17 protein-coding genes are annotated in these 15,827 nt (G+C 66.9%); 4 read left to right on the top strand and 13 right to left on the bottom strand.

Features of this window, described 5'->3' with window-relative positions:
• The first annotated feature begins 75 nt into the window (after positions 1-75).
• Positions 76-1,188 carry an ADP-ribosylglycohydrolase family protein gene (locus WMN78_RS13710; protein ID WP_340534277.1) on the top strand — a complete coding sequence of 371 codons (1,113 nt, stop codon included), beginning with the start codon at positions 76-78 and terminating at the stop codon, positions 1,186-1,188.
• A 1-nt stretch (position 1,189) separates the two neighbouring features.
• On the opposite strand, the gene WMN78_RS13705 is transcribed toward WMN78_RS13710, so the two are convergent.
• Together WMN78_RS13705 and WMN78_RS13700 are read right to left on the bottom strand one after the other, a co-directional pair.
• Positions 1,190-1,774 (bottom strand): DUF4395 domain-containing protein, encoded by a 585-nt coding sequence (locus tag WMN78_RS13705; RefSeq protein ID WP_340534275.1) that lies wholly within the window; start codon positions 1,772-1,774, stop codon positions 1,190-1,192.
• Positions 1,775-1,850: 76 nt separating this feature from the next.
• Positions 1,851-2,867 carry an exonuclease domain-containing protein gene (locus WMN78_RS13700; RefSeq protein ID WP_340534274.1) on the bottom strand — a complete coding sequence of 339 codons (1,017 nt, stop codon included), beginning with the start codon at positions 2,865-2,867 and terminating at the stop codon, positions 1,851-1,853.
• 140 nt (positions 2,868-3,007) lie between these two features.
• On the opposite strand from WMN78_RS13700, the gene WMN78_RS13695 reads away from it, so the two are divergent.
• On the top strand, positions 3,008-3,778 hold the full coding sequence (locus WMN78_RS13695) for a VTT domain-containing protein (RefSeq protein WP_340534273.1): 771 nt from the start codon (positions 3,008-3,010) through the stop codon (positions 3,776-3,778).
• An 83-nt stretch (positions 3,779-3,861) separates the two neighbouring features.
• On the opposite strand, the gene rdgB is transcribed toward WMN78_RS13695, so the two are convergent.
• From rdgB to clpS, 6 genes are all read right to left on the bottom strand, one after another.
• Complete coding sequence (gene rdgB, locus WMN78_RS13690) at positions 3,862-4,536, bottom strand: RdgB/HAM1 family non-canonical purine NTP pyrophosphatase (protein WP_340534272.1); 675 nt, start codon at positions 4,534-4,536, stop codon at positions 3,862-3,864.
• Positions 4,533-5,291 (bottom strand): ribonuclease PH, encoded by a 759-nt coding sequence (rph, locus tag WMN78_RS13685; RefSeq protein WP_104172370.1) that lies wholly within the window; start codon positions 5,289-5,291, stop codon positions 4,533-4,535. Before rph ends, rdgB begins: the two co-directional genes overlap by 4 nt.
• 31 nt (positions 5,292-5,322) lie before the next feature.
• Positions 5,323-6,120: an MBL fold metallo-hydrolase gene (locus WMN78_RS13680; RefSeq protein WP_340534271.1), complete on the bottom strand. Its 798-nt coding sequence runs from the start codon at positions 6,118-6,120 to the stop codon at positions 5,323-5,325.
• The gene (gene murI / locus WMN78_RS13675; RefSeq protein WP_340534270.1) at positions 6,117-7,172 is read right to left on the bottom strand and encodes a glutamate racemase; all 1,056 of its coding nucleotides are present in this window, start codon (positions 7,170-7,172) and stop codon (positions 6,117-6,119) included. Before murI ends, WMN78_RS13680 begins: the two co-directional genes overlap by 4 nt.
• Positions 7,173-7,247: 75 nt before the next feature.
• Positions 7,248-7,814 carry a DUF2017 domain-containing protein gene (locus WMN78_RS13670; protein WP_340534269.1) on the bottom strand — a complete coding sequence of 189 codons (567 nt, stop codon included), beginning with the start codon at positions 7,812-7,814 and terminating at the stop codon, positions 7,248-7,250.
• Positions 7,807-8,175 carry an ATP-dependent Clp protease adapter ClpS gene (clpS, locus tag WMN78_RS13665; protein ID WP_340534267.1) on the bottom strand — a complete coding sequence of 123 codons (369 nt, stop codon included), beginning with the start codon at positions 8,173-8,175 and terminating at the stop codon, positions 7,807-7,809. The genes WMN78_RS13670 and clpS overlap by 8 nt, the downstream gene beginning before the upstream one ends.
• A 37-nt stretch (positions 8,176-8,212) precedes the next feature.
• Between clpS and WMN78_RS13660 the strand changes: the two genes are divergently transcribed.
• Positions 8,213-9,541 (top strand): nicotinate phosphoribosyltransferase, encoded by a 1,329-nt coding sequence (locus WMN78_RS13660; protein WP_340534266.1) that lies wholly within the window; start codon positions 8,213-8,215, stop codon positions 9,539-9,541.
• A complete protein-coding gene (locus tag WMN78_RS13655; RefSeq protein WP_340534265.1) occupies positions 9,541-10,191 on the top strand; it encodes an isochorismatase family protein in 651 nt (216 codons plus the stop codon). Before WMN78_RS13660 ends, WMN78_RS13655 begins: the two co-directional genes overlap by 1 nt.
• A gap of 42 nt (positions 10,192-10,233) precedes the next feature.
• Here WMN78_RS13655 and WMN78_RS13650 read toward each other — a convergent pair whose 3' ends face one another.
• The 5 genes from WMN78_RS13650 to WMN78_RS13630 form a co-directional block, all read right to left on the bottom strand.
• On the bottom strand, positions 10,234-12,009 hold the full coding sequence (locus WMN78_RS13650) for a DEAD/DEAH box helicase (RefSeq protein WP_340534263.1): 1,776 nt from the start codon (positions 12,007-12,009) through the stop codon (positions 10,234-10,236).
• Positions 12,010-12,222: 213 nt separating this feature from the next.
• Positions 12,223-12,558 carry a DUF3039 domain-containing protein gene (locus tag WMN78_RS13645; protein WP_340534262.1) on the bottom strand — a complete coding sequence of 112 codons (336 nt, stop codon included), beginning with the start codon at positions 12,556-12,558 and terminating at the stop codon, positions 12,223-12,225.
• Positions 12,559-12,596: 38 nt separating this feature from the next.
• Positions 12,597-13,379 carry a glucosamine-6-phosphate deaminase gene (nagB, locus tag WMN78_RS13640; RefSeq protein ID WP_340534261.1) on the bottom strand — a complete coding sequence of 261 codons (783 nt, stop codon included), beginning with the start codon at positions 13,377-13,379 and terminating at the stop codon, positions 12,597-12,599.
• Between the two features lie 50 nt (positions 13,380-13,429).
• Complete coding sequence (locus tag WMN78_RS13635; RefSeq protein WP_340534259.1) at positions 13,430-15,001, bottom strand: transporter; 1,572 nt, start codon at positions 14,999-15,001, stop codon at positions 13,430-13,432.
• Positions 14,983-15,807 carry an ABC transporter ATP-binding protein gene (locus WMN78_RS13630; protein ID WP_340534258.1) on the bottom strand — a complete coding sequence of 275 codons (825 nt, stop codon included), beginning with the start codon at positions 15,805-15,807 and terminating at the stop codon, positions 14,983-14,985. Before WMN78_RS13630 ends, WMN78_RS13635 begins: the two co-directional genes overlap by 19 nt.
• Positions 15,808-15,827: the final 20 nt, after the last annotated feature.

Raw genomic sequence — 15,827 nt, 5'->3', positions numbered from 1 at the left:
CAGCGACCGGGTTACCTGCCCCCGGCGCCTCCGCGGGTCCGGCCCGGGCGCACGTGTCGGGGTAAATTTACAGGTATGAGCACTGAACCTTCCCGCCGGACGGCGCCGACGCCCCAGTCCCGGATCCATGGCTGCCTGCTGGGCGGCGCCCTCGGCGATTCCCTCGGTTACGCCGTGGAATTTGACGACATCTCCACCATTCGGAGCCGTTTCGGCCCTGCGGGGCTTCAGGATTTTTCAGCGCTCGACGGCGGCAGCCACTTCTCGGACGATACCCAGATGACGCTGTATACGGTGGACGGCCTCGTTGAGGCGCTGGAATGGGCCAATGACGGTACAGCGGCCGATGCCAACGCCTGCGTGTGGCTCGCCTACCTGCGGTGGCTGGCCACGCAAGGGGTGCCGGTCCCGCCGTCTGCCCCGGCTCCGCAACCGCGCTGGATAGACGGCCAGGCAGCCCTCAAGCACCGTCGCGCACCCGGAAACGCCTGCCTCAGCGGTTTGGCCACAGGGGAAATGGGGACCGTGTACCGGCCGGTCAACCCCGATTCGAAGGGATGCGGCACGGTGATGCGTTCGGCACCGTTCGGGCTAGTGCCGCATATTCCTGCCGAAGCGGTGTACAAGCTGAGCTCTGACGCCGCTTCATTGACCCACGGCCACCGCTCGGCGCGGCAGAGCGCAGGAACATTCAGCCTCCTGATCCACGCCCTCATGGATGGCCGCAGTCTCCATGAAGCGGCCGGATATATCCTCGACCATGCGCGGGGCCAGAAGGACGCCGAGCCGGCGCTCATTGACCGTCTGGAACGTGCCGTCCACCTGGCGTCGCCGACCGTGCCGGAAGCAGCAATGCGCCGCCTGCTCAGTCCCGAGGACCTGGTGCGCGAACTTGGGGAGGGCTGGGTGGCCGAGGAGGCACTCGCCGTCGCGCTTTACGCGGTGCTGGCCACCGCGGCCCCGCGGGACACGGCAGCCGCGGGTGCCGGCGCTGCGCACTTCCGCGAAGCCGTTGCGCTTGCCGTGAACCACAGCGGAGACAGCGACTCCACCGGCTCAATTGCGGGGAACATCCTGGGCGCTTTCTACGGGGAAGAGTGTCTTCCGGCGGAGTGGCTGGAGTTCCTGGAGGCCCCTGAGGTCATCCGGGGAATGGCCGGGCAGCTGGTCGCGGTTACGATCGCCTGAGTCAGGGCCGCTTCAGCGAGATGTTGTTGCAGGCTTCGCAGATGTCCTCCGGAATGAGTCCGCGGCGCTGAAGGAAACCGAAGATCACGCAGCCCAGGCAGAACCCGGCGAAGGCCTCAAGCGACGCTGCCAGGACAAGGACGGCCAGAAGCGTCCAGGCGGCGGGAGCCAGTCCGGCCACGAAGAGCAGAGCCGAGGCCGTCGAAATGGCTGCACCGATTCCCTGGGCGAAGCGCTTGGGCGGCCCGGGGACCAGCCTGGCCCGGCCCAGGCGGGGGGCCAGGACCTTGACGGACAGCAGGGCCAGCGGTGAAATCCTGGGGCCGAACAGTACGCGCAGCCAGAAGCCGGCGGCAATGAGGGCCAGGCCCCAGCCCCAGCCCGTCAGCAGCGTGACGCCGGCCAGCACCACCACCAGGCCTGCGGTGATCCGGGCGGCATAATCGTTGACCGGATTGGGAAATTCAAACACCTTGCGCCAGTCGACGCCGGTGCGCCGATTGTCCGGCGACGTTGCAGCACCTTCGTCGGGAGTGGTGTCAGCTGCTGTAACAGTGGTGGAGTCGGCGACCCGGAGTTTGCCCATGGTGCAAGGCTAGGAGTCCGCCTGCAGCACCGAAAGGATTATTGCGCCGTATGACCGTCCGCCCCAAGGACCGCAGCTACACCACTGCTGCGGCTGCGGGCACCTGCCCGCCCACCATCTGCAGGAATTCACCTTCGGACAGCACCTCGATGCGCTGGCCACGCTCATGCAGTTCGAGGACCCGCCGGGCTTTGCCTGTCAGGCGGCCGGAGCGCAGGTCAGCGGCCACGAAGCCGTCGCCCACCACGAGCACCGTAGTCCGGCCGGTCACCCTGCTTTCGGGCTGTGCGCCAAATTCCGCTGACAGGACCTTGGCCTCGGGCCGGGGCATGGCGAGCTCCCCCGTGAAAACGACAGTCTGGCCGAACAGCGGGTGGCCGGGCTCGGCGCCGGAGTTCGGCACGGGATTGGGGCCCTCCTCGGGCCACCCCGGCTTGAACGGCCGCGCCGCACCGGCAACAGCGCCGCCGCCCGCCCCCAGGGCGGTGAGCGTTGCTTTGGACAGCCCGTCGCGGGCAGGATCGAACGCCTCCTGATGCGGCAGCGACAGTCCCAGGGACAAGTAAAGTTCCGCGATGCTGCCGGCGCCGTTCCTCTGCGCAATGTCGATCAGGATTCCCGCGCACGCCCTGGCGTCCTCGGCCGCGTCGTGGTGGTTGACCAGCGGGACGCCGGCTTCCTCCGCCGCGTAGGGCAGCGAGTTGGAGACGAGCGAGTAGCACCGGCGGGACAGCATCACCGTGCAGACGTAGTCGTAGGCCGGCCCCGGCAGACCGGACACTTCCAGTCCGGACCGGATCACCCCCAGGTCGAACGCCGCGTTGTGTGCGGCCAGGACGTCGCCGCCGATGAACGCGCCGATCTCGGGGAAGAGTTCGCCGAAGCGCGGCAGGCCCGCCACATCCTCGGGCCTGATGCCGTGGATACGCACATTGTGGTAATCGAACCGGTCGTGGTTTTCGGGCGGGCGCATCAGCCAGGAGGCTTCCTCCACCACCACCCCGCCGCGGACCTTGCTGAGGCCAACGGCGCACGGGGAGCCGCGGAAGCCGTTGGCTGTCTCGAAGTCGATCGCCGTAAAGTCCAAACCCACGGGCTCAACTTTACCGCCGGCCGGGTAGGCACCCGGCACCATAAGTCCGCCTGTCGCGGGTGTCGGTGGTCACGCAACGGCCCTCCGGGACAGGTCCGCCATCGGAGGTCCAGTAACCTTGAGGGGTGAACCTACATGCGATGAGTGACTTTGCCGTGTCCACCCTCGGGGGTGCGGGACCGGTGCAGCCGCACCTGGCCTCGTTCCTCCCCGACTGGCTCAACCCCCAGATCTTCCTGGCAGATCCGGCACTTGCCCCTTGGGTTGTATTGCTGGTCTGCGGCATCATCTTCGCCGAGACGGGTTTGCTGATCGGCTTCTTCCTCCCCGGCGACTCCATGCTGTTCACCGCCGGCCTGCTGGTGGCCACGGACACCATCAAGTTCAACATCTGGCTGTTTTCCGCCCTGATCATCGTTGCCGCCATCGTTGGCAACCAGACCGGCTATTTCATCGGTTCCAAGGCCGGCCCGGCCATCTTCAACAAGCCGGACTCCAGGTTGTTCAAGCGTGAAAACGTCGAAAGCGCTCACGCCTTCTTCGAAAAGCACGGCGGCAAGGCGCTGATCCTGGCCCGCTTCGTTCCCATCATCCGCACCTTCGTGCCGGTCATCGTCGGCGTCGCGCAGATGAGCAAGCGCAAGTTCTTCCTCTTCAACGTCATCGGCGCCGTGCTCTGGGGCGGCGGCGTCACGCTGCTCGGCTACCTGCTGGGCGACCGCGTCCCGTGGGTCCGCGACAACCTGGACATCATCTTCATCATCATCGTGCTGGTCTCCGTAATCCCCATCGGCATCGAAGTCCTGCGGGGGCTGTCCGCCAAGCGCCAGGCCGCGCACTTCGGCACGGACGCGGTGGAGGAGTTCATCGAAGAGCACGAACCGGAAGAAGAGCGCAAGACCAACCTGTAATCCGGAAAAAGTGAGGGCGCCCCACGGTGTGGGGCGCCCTCGGCGGTTAATCCTCAGTCCTTAATGTGGCCGTTGATTGGCCGCTATGACTGATGCTGCCCGCCGCGTTCCGCCAGCGCCTCGACAATCGACGGCAGCAACGCCCTGAACGCCTGTCCCCGATGGCTGATGGCGTTCTTCTCCTCCGGGGTCAGCTCGGCGCAGCTGCGGTCAAGGCCGCTGGGCTGGAGGACCGGATCATAGCCGAATCCTCCCTCGCCCCGCGGTTCGCGCAGCAGCGATCCCTCGAGCTGGCCGTACTCCACCACCTCGCGGCCGCCATCCGCCGCAGCGGCCGGCACGGCGAGTGCCGCGGCACAGACGAACGCGGCGCCGCGGTATTCGTCGGGAACATCCGACAGCTGGTCCAGCAGCAGCCGGAGGTTGGCGGCATCGTCGCCGTGGCGGCCGCTCCACCGGGCGGAAAAGATTCCAGGAGCCCCGCCGAGGACATCCACGGAGAGGCCCGAATCATCGGCGATCGCCACCAGCCCGGTGGCTTCTGCCACGGCGCGCGCCTTCAGCAGGGAGTTCTCGGCAAACGTCACGCCGGTCTCGGCGACGTCCGGCGCACCGACGGCACCGGCGTCCACAACCTGGGTGTCGACGTCGAGTCCTGGTACCTGGCCCCGCAGCAGCTCCCGCAGTTCGCGGAGCTTTCCTTTGTTGTGCGTCGCGAGGACCAGCACCGGCACAGCCGCGTTAAAGCGCTCCGTCACGGAGCTTCCGCCAGGGTTTCGCGCTGGATGGCCGCAAGCTGCTCGGTGCCCAGCAGGGCAAGGTCCAGCAACTGGTTCAATTCGTCGCGGTCGAACGGAGCGCCCTCGGCAGTGCCCTGGACCTCCACGAACTTGCCGGATCCGGTGACCACTACGTTCATGTCGGTTTCAGCGCGGACGTCCTCGACATACGGCAGGTCCAGCATGGGGATGCCGTCAATAATGCCGACGGAGACGGCCGCGATCGTGTCGATGAGGGGCTGCGCGTTCTTGGAGATCATCTTGTTCTCACGGGCAAAGCGGATGGCTTCGGCAAGCGCCACGTAGGCGCCGGTGATGGCGGCGGTGCGGGTGCCGCCGTCGGCCTGCAGAACATCGCAGTCCAGCACAATGGTGTTCTCGCCGAGCGCCTTGGTGTCGATGATGGAGCGGAGCGAGCGGCCGATCAGCCGGGAAATCTCGTGGGTCCGCCCGCCGATCTTGCCTTTGACGGACTCGCGGTCGGAGCGGGTGTTCGTTGCACGGGGAAGCATGGCGTATTCGGCCGTGACCCAGCCGCGGCCCTCCCCCTTGAGCCAGCGCGGCACGCCTTCGGTCAGGGAAGCCGTGCACAGCACCCGGGTGTTGCCGAACTCGATCAGGGCCGAACCTTCGGCCTGCTTGGACCAGCCGCGGGTGATGCTGATCGGACGGAGCTGATCAGGGGTACGGCCGTCGGCACGAATGACGGGGGTGGCAATTGCTTCAGAAGTCATGCCTTTAGCTTATCGACCCCCGCCCGCCTGCTCAGACCGTGTAGTGGACGCCGGCCACGGCAACCGCGACGTCGCCGCTGAACACGGGCTTGGCTTCGGCCATCACCTTGGTCTGCGAGGTCCACACCGGAATGTGGGTAAGAAGCAGCCGGCGGGCACCGGCTGCCGCGGCAGCTTCGCCTGCGCGTTTGCCCGTCAGGTGCACGTCCTTGATGGCGTCGTCGCGGCCTTCTTCGAAGGCGGCCTCGCACAGGAACAGGTCGGCGTCCTTGGCCGCCTCCTCCAGGCCGGCGCAGGAGTCCGTGTCCCCCGAGTACGTGAGGACGCGGGTGACAGGCAGGCCGCTGGAGGAGGGTTCCGTGACCTCGACGCGGAGGGCGTAGGCCTCCTCCACGGGGTGGTTCACCGCAAACGGGGTCACGGTGTACGGCCCCACAGTGACGGACTGCCGTTCGGTCCAGTTGGTGAAGTCGAATTCCTCGTGCATGCCGGGGTCCAGCTCCAGCCCGTAGGCGGTGGCCATCCGGTCCGCCGTGGCGGCCGGGCCCCACACCGGAATGCGGTCACGCCCCCAGCCGCCCGGCTTCCAGCGCACGGCCACATGGAGGCCGCACAGGTCCATGCAGTGGTCCGGATGCAGGTGCGTGAGGAAGATCGCGTCGATGTCCTCAAGGTCCGTATACCGCTGGATCGCCCCGAGGGCGCCGCTGCCCAGGTCCATCACGATCTTCCAGGTCCGCTCGCCGTCGTGGGCTGTCAGCAGGTAGCACGACGCCGGGGAGCCCGGCCCCGGGAAGGAACCGGTGCAGCCCACAATGGTCAGTTTCACAGCCGTGTTCCCCCGGCCGCGGATCCGCCGACGAAGTTGGAAATCCGCGGCCGGGCGGCGCCGGCCTGCGCGGCCGCGATCATTTCCGGCGTGATTTTTGCCAGGCTGCCCGTGGGGTACTGCGCGGCGACATGGTCCACGTGCCGCACGCTGAGCACCTCGGGACCCAGGAAGCGCCTGGCGAGGGTTTCGAACTGGCTTGCTTCGCCGGTGGCGATGAAGTGGTGCTGGGGCGGCGCCTCGAGGGTCCGCTGCAGATCGTGTGAGACGAGCGCCCGGTAGACGTCCTTGGCGGTTTCCTCAGCGCTGGAAACGAGCGTGACGTCTTCTCCCATGACGTAGGAGATCACGCCGGTGAGCAGCGGGTAATGGGTGCAGCCCAGGACAACGGTGTCCACGCCGGCGGTGCGCAACGGCTCGAGGTACTCCCGGGCGACGGCCAGCAGCTCCGGACCCGTGGTGATGCCAGCCTCCACGTAACTGACGAATGCCGGGCAGGCCACGGACGTGATGTGGAGGTCCGGGGCGGCGGCGAAGGTGTCCTCGTAGGCGCGGGAGCCGACTGTTGCCGAGGTCCCGATGACGCCCACCCGGCCGCTCCGCGTGGCGGCAACGGCCCGCCGGACGGCCGGCTGGATCACTTCGATGACGGGAATCCCGTAGCGCGCCGTGTACCTTTCACGGGCATCGCGCAGGACAGCGGCGGAGGCGGAGTTGCAGGCGATGGTCAGCAGCTTGACGCCGGAATCCACCAGCTCATCCATCACGCCGAGGGCGTTGGCGCGGACCTCGGCGATGGGCAGCGGGCCGTACGGGCCGTTGGCCGTATCGCCCACGTAGAGGATGGATTCGTTGGGCAGCTGGTCGATGATGGACCGTGCCACGGTCAGTCCTCCGACGCCGGAGTCGAAGATGCCGATTGGCCGCGAGCCCATGGGGCTGTTGTCCGTGCTGCTCGCTGGGGAATCCGCCGCAGCGCCCGCTGCCGGTTCCATGCTCGATGCTGAAGTCATGATTATTCGAGGATAGGGCTTCCCTGTTGGTGCGGCCATCACATTGTGTTGTCCGACTCATGTCGGATGGGTCACACTTGGGCGGCCCGCCGCACGGGGAACGCGCCGGTCCGGTCAGGCGTGCGGCTCCATGGACTGCAGCATGGCCTGTACCAGCGATTCCTGCAGCCACGTGGTGAAGTTGTACACCAGGGCAAGGTAGCTTTCCACGTCCTCCGCCTGTGACCAGTCCTGCATGGCGTGGACATGTTCGGCGTCGGCGTCGTCCCGGATGTCGAGCCGTTCTGCGAGGACGAGCCGGACGTCGTTGAGTGCCTGGGACCAGTGCCTGGCATCGGCGGGCGAAAGAACCAGCTCGTTGGAGTCCAGCCCCAGTGCCGCTGCCCGCAGGGCGCCTATCTTGTTCTCCCGCAGGGAGCGTTCCGTCAGCTGCCGGAACTCCAGGGAGGCGGCGTCGTCGTCCTTCGTCACGTTGGGCAGCAGCCGCCGGAGCGCCCGGTCCGACGGTTCCTGGACATTCATGTCCAGCCCGATCAGGGCGGTCAGCGGATCTTCGCTGGCGCTTTCGGCCGGCTGGAGCATCGAGATGACGTCGTCGATCAGGCTGCGCAGCAGTTCCCGTTCCGCAGGTTCCAGGTAGCCGGTGATGCCTTTGAGCCCGTATTTGAATGCCTTAGCCACGTTTGCCTTTACCCTTGCCGGATCCGCCGTCTTTTCCGCCGCCGGTGGCCTTTTCCACCGTCGCCCACAGGCCGAAGCCGTGCATGGCGACGGCGTGCTGCTCTACCTGCTCCTTGCTGCCGTGCGCCACGATGGAACGTCCCTTCCTGTGGACCTCCATCATGAGCTTGTTGGCTTTGGGTTCCGAGTAGCCGAAGTAGCTTTGGAAGACGTAGCTCACGTAGCTCATCAGGTTGACGGGATCGTTCCAGATCACCAGGTTCCAGGGAATGTCCGGGGCCGTCAGGGCGTCGGTGGACGTCACTGTTCCGGTCTGGGTGCTCTCCTGGGTATCAGGGCCGAGCGCAACGCTTAAGGTCATCTGTCCATTCTAGGGCGATGCGCACTAGAGTGAATTCGTGAGTACCTCTGCTGGCTGGGACCATCCCCGCACGTCCTTGTACACCGACCATTACGAGCTGACCATGCTTCAGGCCGCCCTGCACTCCGGTGCCGCGCACCGGAAGTCGGTGTTTGAGGCGTTCGCCCGCCGGCTCCCCGACGGCCGCCGCTACGGGATCGTGGCCGGTACGGGCCGGCTGCTTGAGGGTATCGCGGACTTCCGGTTCGGCGGACCCGAGTTGGATTTCCTGCGCAGCTCCGGAGTGGTCAATGCCGAAACCCTGGACTACCTGGCGGGGTTCCGCTTCACGGGGGATATCTGGGGCTACGCCGAGGGCGAAGCCTATTTCCCCAACTCCCCCATCCTGATTGTTGAGTCCACGTTCGCGGAAGCCTGCATCCTGGAGACCTACATTCTCTCCGTGCTCAACCACGACAGCGCCATCGCCTCCGCAGCGTCCCGGATGATCACCGCGGCAGGCAACCGCCCCTGCATCGAAATGGGGTCCCGGCGGACCCAGGAGGAATCAGCGGCCGCTGCCGCCCGGGCAGCCGTCATCGCCGGCTTCGACAGCACCTCCAACCTCGAAGCCGGACGGCGTTACGGCATCAAGACGGTAGGCACCGCCGCCCATTCCTTTACGCTCCTGCACGACACCGAACGGGAAGCCTTTGAGGCGCAGATCGCCTCGTTCGGCGCCGGAACGTCACTGCTCGTGGACACGTACGACGTCGAAGCGGCCGTCCGCACGGCCGTTGACCTTGCGGGTCCCAGGCTGGGGGCCGTCAGGCTGGACTCCGGGGACCTCGTGGCGCAGGCCCAGTGGGTCCGGCAGTTGCTGGACGATCTCGGCAATGAGAACACCAAGATCGTGGTCACCTCGGACCTGGATGAATACGCCATCGCCGCGTTGCAGTCGGCACCGGTTGACTCCTACGGGGTGGGCACATCGCTGGTCACCGGCTCCGGCGCCCCCACCGCGAGCATGGTCTACAAACTCGTCAGCCGTACAGACGACTCCGGGGAGTTCGTGTCCGTGGCCAAAGCCGCCAAAAACAAGACGAGCAAGGGCGGGCGGAAATACGCGTTGCGGAGGCTCAACGAACGGGGAGTCGCCACCCAGGAGCTCGTGGGAGTGGGTCACCGTCCCGAAGACGACGGCAACGACCGCCAGCTGCTGCAGCAGTTCATCAAAAACGGCGAACTGCTCCCAGGCTGGACCGGGTCCGAGGGCGTCTTCCGTGCCCGCCAGCGGCATATGGACTCGATGGCTGAACTGCCCGCCGTCGTCAACCGGCTGCAACGCGGCGAGCCGGCCATCCCCACTGTCTACGAGGAGAACTGATGTCACGCGCCCTGATCATTGTTGACGTGCAGAACGATTTCTGTGAGGGCGGATCCCTGGCCGTCAAGGGCGGGGCCGAAGTGGCCGCCGCCATCAGCGAGTATGTGGATGCCCATCACGGCCAGTTCGACCACATCGTGGCCACGCAGGACTGGCACATCGAGCCCGGAACCCATTTCTCCGAAAATCCCGACTTTGTCGACAGCTGGCCTCCCCACTGCGTTGCCGGCACCCCCGGCGCGGAGCTGCATCCGGACCTTGACACGGAGTACATCCAGGCGTACTTCCGGAAGGGCCAGTTCACTGCCGCCTACTCCGGCTTTGAAGGCATCCTGGCGCCCGAGGACGAGGTGCCCACCGGCGACCGGAAACCCGGCGCCCTGCCCTTGCCGGAGGACGCAGAGTCGGTCACGGCCGGCTCATTCGCCGACGAGGACGCCATCGGCCTGGACGACTGGCTGCAGAGCCACGATGTGGAGGACGTGGTGATCGTGGGCCTCGCCACCGACTACTGCGTGATGGCCACAGCCCTGGACGCCGTACAGGCCGGCTATTCCGTAACGGTTGCCAGGAACCTGACGGCCGGGATCGCCCCCGACCTCGATGACGCCTACGCCGAAATGGAACTCGGCGGCGTGGACCTCGCCTGAGCCAGCTTTCCCGGGGCAGCGCGGCCCCCTTCTTGCGGGCCCCTACTTGCGGCCGATAAACCAGTCCTGAAGCTTCCGCAGCCTGGCCTGCAACTGTTCCTCGTTGGCCTGCGCCACCGGGGGGCCGCCGCACACGGTGCGGAGTTTCGTGTGCACCACCCCGTGCGGCGTTCCGGTCCGCGCGGACCAGGCAGCCACGTTCTTGGCCAGTTCGTTGCGCAGCTCCATCAGCATCCGGTGGTCCGGCACGGTCGGTGCCGGAGCGCTCTCGGGAGCCCTCAGCTTTTTGCGGCTCTGCTGTTCGTGCTGGCGCTGGCGCAGCAGCGTTCCCACCTGCTCGGCATCCAGGAGGCCCGGGATGCCCAGGAAGTCCAGTTCGTCATCGGATCCGATGTCGCCGCCCGTGCCGAACTCGCCGCCGTCGAAGAGGACGCGGTCGAATGATGCCTGCGAGTCCAGTGCCTCGAACTTGCCCTTGGTGAGGCTGTCCGAGGCCTTCTCCTCGCGATTGGCCTCGTCCAGGAGCGAGTCCTCGGGATTGAACAGGCCGTCGCCGTCCTCTTTCTCCGGCCGGTCCAGGGCATGGTCCCGCTCGGCCTCCATCGAGTTCGCCAGCGCGGTCAGCTGGGGAACGGACGGCAGGAATACCGAAGCCGTCTCCCCCCGCTTCCGCGCACGCACGAAACGGCCCACGGCCTGGGCGAAGAACAGCGGCGTCGATGTGGACGTGGCGTAGACGCCGACCGAAAGCCGCGGCACGTCAACGCCTTCGGACACCATGCGGACGGCCACCATCCAGCGCTTTTCGCTGGAGGTGAATTCCTCGATCTTGCTGGACGCCTTGGCATCATCGGAAAGGATCACAGTGGGAGATTCACCGGTGATTTTCTTCAGCTGGCCCGCGTAAGCGCGGGCGTCCTCGTGGTCGGTGGCGATCACCAGGCCGCCGGCGTCGGGCACGGTGCGGCGGACTTCGCTCAGGCGCTTGTCCGCCCCGGCGAGGACAGCCGGAATCCACTCGCCGGCCGGGTTGAGCGCTGTCCGCCAGGCGTGCGCAATGATGTCCTTGGTGACGGCCGACTCGCCAAGGGAGGCGGCCATCTCCTCTCCCCCGCTGGTGCGCCAGCGCATCTGTCCCGAGTACGCCATGAACATTACGGGGCGGACCACATGGTCACGGAGGGCGTTGCCGTAGCCGTAGGTGTAGTCGGCCTTCGAGCGGCGGATGCCGTCCCGGTCCTCGGCGTACTCCACAAACGGAATGGGCGACGTGTCGGAGCGGAACGGCGTTCCCGTGAGCGACAGCCGCCGCGCGGCGGGGTCGAAAGCCTCGCGGAGGCCGTCACCCCAGGACAGGGCTTCGCCGCCGTGGTGGATTTCGTCAAGGATCACCAGGGTCCGGGCCGCTTCCGTCTTCGCGCGGTGCAGCATGGGCTTGCTGGCCACCTGGGCGTAGGTCACTGCGACGCCGATGAAGCCGCGGCCGTGCTGGCCGTCCGAGTTCTTGAAGTTGGGGTCGATTGCGATGCCCACGCGCGCTGCGGCATCAGCCCACTGGCGCTTGAGGTGGTCCGTGGGCGCCACGATGGTCACGCGGTTCACGGTGCCGGCCTCGATCAGCATCGAAGCGACCCGCAGGGCGAAAGTGGTCTTGCCTGCCCCGGGCGTCGCCACCGCCAGGAAATCCCTGGGGGCGGCCGCAAAATAGCGGTCGAGCGCTTCCTGCTGCCATGCACGGAGCTTGGGTGCGGTTCCCCATGCTGCCCGCTCGGGGTACGCCGGTGGCAGCGTTGGTCCGCCAAAGAGTGTCTCCGTCACGCAGAGCCCTCAATTCCCCGCATTGCGGCAGCCGTGAGCGAAAGACACATAAACATAAACACCAATCTGTTCCGGAGGAGCCGCACTGCTCCGGTCATCAAAATCATCGGTCAACGGACGCGCGCAGCAAAGATCAGCGCCCCGTGGTTGTCTTGCCCCGCCCTGTCCGGACGGGCCGGTCACCCGACGGAGCCGGGCGGCCGGTGAACGGCCCTACTTGCCCGAATCGCCGTCGGAGCCCTTGCCGCCGTCCTTGCCGGGACGCAGGCCTTCGTAGACCTCTTTGCATTGCGGGCAGACCGGGAACTTCTGCGGATCGCGGCCGGGGGTCCACACCTTGCCGCACAGTGCGATGACCGGCTCGCCCGTCATGGCTGATTCCATGATCTTCTCTTTGCGCACGTAGTGGGAGAACCGTTCCCGGTCACCGGGCTCCACTTCCTGGCGCAGTTCCTCGCGCTCGATAGTGGCAGTGGACGTTCCTGCTCCGGAAAGCTCACGCATCGGGTCGTTTTCGAGGGGGTCCGTCATGCTAGTCATGGCATCCATCTTAGCCGCTGTGCCGGACAAAAAACCGGACCTCCCAACTACAGGCCCTGCCACCCGGGCTTGTTGTCATAGGTGTGGCGGTAGTAGTCAGCCAGCCTGAGCGATGACGCGGCGGCCTCGTCCACCAGAACCGTGACGTGAGGGTGGAGCTGCAGGACGGAGGCGGCGCAGATGGCGGCCACCGGCCCTTCCACGAGGTCCCGGACAGCCTGCGCTTTCTGGGCGCCTGTGGCGATCAGGATCACATGGCGGACTTCCAGGATGGTGCCGAGCCCCTGGGTCACCACATGGTGGGGAACATCATGGATGCTGTTGAAGAACCGCGCGTTGTCCCGGCGTGTCTGCTCGATGAGGCTCTTGATCCTTGTCCGCGAGGCAAGTGACGAGCCGGGCTCGTTGAATCCGATGTGGCCGTCGGTGCCCACTCCCAGCAGTTGGAGGTCAACGCCTCCGACTGCCCTCATGGAGTCCTCGTAGGCCCGGCAGGCTGCCGGGATGTCCGCGGCCGAGCCGTCGGGGCTGTAGACGTTGTCAGGCGCAATGTTGACCCGGTCCGTGAACTCCCGGCGGATGACCTCGCGGTAGGACTGGGGATGTCCCGGCTCCAGGCCGACATATTCGTCGAGGGCAAACCCGCGGACCCGGCTGAAGTCGAGGCCGCCGCCCTCATGCCGGCGGACCAGTTCGTCGTACACGGGCAGCGGCGAGGATCCTGTTGCCAGGCCGAGTACCGCATCGGGTTTTCGGCGCACCAGGGCCTCGATGGCGTCCGCCGCGAGGGACCCGATCTGTTTGCTCCCCGGAAGAATTACCACTTCCACGGCTTACCGCCTTTCCGCGTCCTGTTGTCCCATCATGCCCCTAACCGGGCCTAACGGTTGACTGAAAGCTGTGCCAGCAATTCGGGACCGCGCACGTCGAGCCATTTCCCGCCGAGGCGGACCCCTGCAGCGAGGAAGGCCAGGCCCAGGACCGGGCCCAGCACCAGGTTGATCCATCCGGCCGCCACGTTGCCCGTGATGGACTGCGTGAGGACCAGGGCCGCCTCCGGCAGCACGAGGACCAGCAGCACGCCCATCCCGCCGAACTGGACCGCCATGGTCTGGGCCACGTTGCCCGGCGGCTTCTTGAACGGGCTGTCGCCCGGCAGCGGCACTGCCACCGTGTACCGCGCGGAAATGACGGATGCCAGGCCCAGCCCGGTGAACAGGACGCCCAGTGACAAACCGAGCAGCGCCGGCAGCCATTCCCACTCCCCGGTGAAGAAGAACGGGCCGATGCTGAAGACCAGCACGATGGGAAGGGCGAACGCCAGGCAGGCCAGGGCCCGCCCCAGCCTGTCGTGGACGCCGCGGACACCGCTGGACAGGTGCAGGGCGAACGCGGTGTTGTCGTAGGACACATCCGCGGAAATGGACCAGGCCAGCAGGAAGGCGGCCAGCGGGCCGATGATCGACAGCGCGCCGTAATCGCCGGTCTGGCTCGCCTGGAAGAACATCAGGACGGGCAGCAGCGGAATCACAACGAGGGACCCCGAGTACCGGGGATCCCTGATCCAGTAGGTGAGCGCCCTGGCCATAATGGCGCCTGTAGGGGTGGCCGGCAGCACCCCGAAGAGGCCCATCCGGCCGGCGCGCTTCCTGCCGCCCGCTGCGTAGGGCGGCGTGACCAGTGCGCGCTGGAGGAGGATCTTCCAGCACCAGGCGAGGCCCGCCAGGGTGGCCAGCGCGATCACGAGCTTCAACGCGGCGGGACCGTACTGGCCTGCCGCGGTATCTCCGCCCAGCGACCACGCCGCCCCGGCCGGCGTCCACGCCAGCACCCTGGCAAGGTCGGCCAGGAAGCGGGCGGAGCCTGCGGCTCCTTGGACGATGAACGCCACGACCGGCCCCATCAGCATGAGCGGCACCATAAAGGCGAGCGCACTGACGTCCTTGAACCTCCGTGAGGATGCCAGGCCGGCGGTCGCCGTCGTCACCACCTTGGACAGGACGATGCATGTCAGCACACCCAGGATGGCTCCTGCCACGGCTGCAACAACAGCCGGCGCTCCCCTGCTCCAGGTCCCCACCGTTGCCAGTGCCACGAGAAGTGTGGCGATGCCTGGAATGCCGATCAACCCGCCGAGGGCGAGGCCGGCCAGCAGCTGCGGCATCGGGACCGCTGCTGTGGTGAAGCGTGCCGGATCCAGGGTCATGTCCGCCGATGACGCGATCACCGGGACCACGCCCCAGCCCAGGAGTGCTGCCGAACCGCCCAGCACCACCACCGTTTGGGCGAGCTCCAGGTCGGCTGTCCGGAGCAGCACCAGTGCCGTGCCGAAGAAACCGGCAATCCCGACGGCGTACAGCCCGCCGATGATCAGCCCCAGCAGCTGCCAGGGGCTCCGCCGGAGGCTGTTGCGCAGGAGCGTCACCTTGAGCCTTAGAAGGTGCGCAACCATTCCAGGCCTTCCGTCCGGCTCCGGCCGCCTACCAGCTGGACAAAGCGGTCCTCCAGGGAAGCGCCGGCGCGGACTTCCTCCACCGTGCCGGCCGCCAGCAGCCTGCCTTCAGCAACCACGGCCACGTGGTCGCACATCCGCTGCACAAGGTCCATGACGTGGCTGGAAACGATCACTGTTCCGCCGGATTCAACGTAACGGTCCAGGATGTCGCGGATATTGGCCGCAGAAACCGGGTCCACCGACTCGAAAGGTTCATCCAGTACCAGCAGCCTTGGCGCATGGATGAGGGCGGAGGCAAGGGCAATCTTCTTGGCCATGCCGGCTGAATAGTCCACCACCAGGGTTCCGGCGTCGGCGCTGAGGTCAAACGCGGCCAGCAGTTCCGCCACCCTGGCGGACACCACATCCTTGTCCATCCCCCGCAGCAGGCCCGCGTAGCTCACCAGCTGCTCCCCCGTCAGGCGGTCGAACAGCCGCACGCCGTCCGTGAGGATGCCCATGAGCTTCTTGGCTTCGAGCGGCCGGGCCCAGACGTCGGTGCCGTGCACCAGGGCAGTGCCGAAGTCCGGCCGGAGCAGGCCCGTGGCCATGGACAGTGTGGTGGTCTTTCCGGCGCCGTTGGGACCCACTATCCCGTAGAAGGACCCGGCTGGCACGTCCAGGCTGATGCCGTCCACTGCGATCTTCCCCCCGAAGCGTTTGGCGAGGCCGCGGACGGACAGGGCAGGAACGGCGAGCGGGGCCGGAACCGGGTGGTCCTCGGGGCCGGCGGACGGACGCAGACCGGGTTGCGGTTCAGTCATGGTGCCAGCGTAGTCTCCCG

The organism is Arthrobacter oryzae (genome assembly GCF_037911235.1).
Taxonomy (GTDB): domain Bacteria; phylum Actinomycetota; class Actinomycetes; order Actinomycetales; family Micrococcaceae; genus Arthrobacter; species Arthrobacter oryzae_E.
Note: the sequence above shows the minus strand (reverse complement) of the source record. Positions and strands in the feature narration are given on the sequence as shown.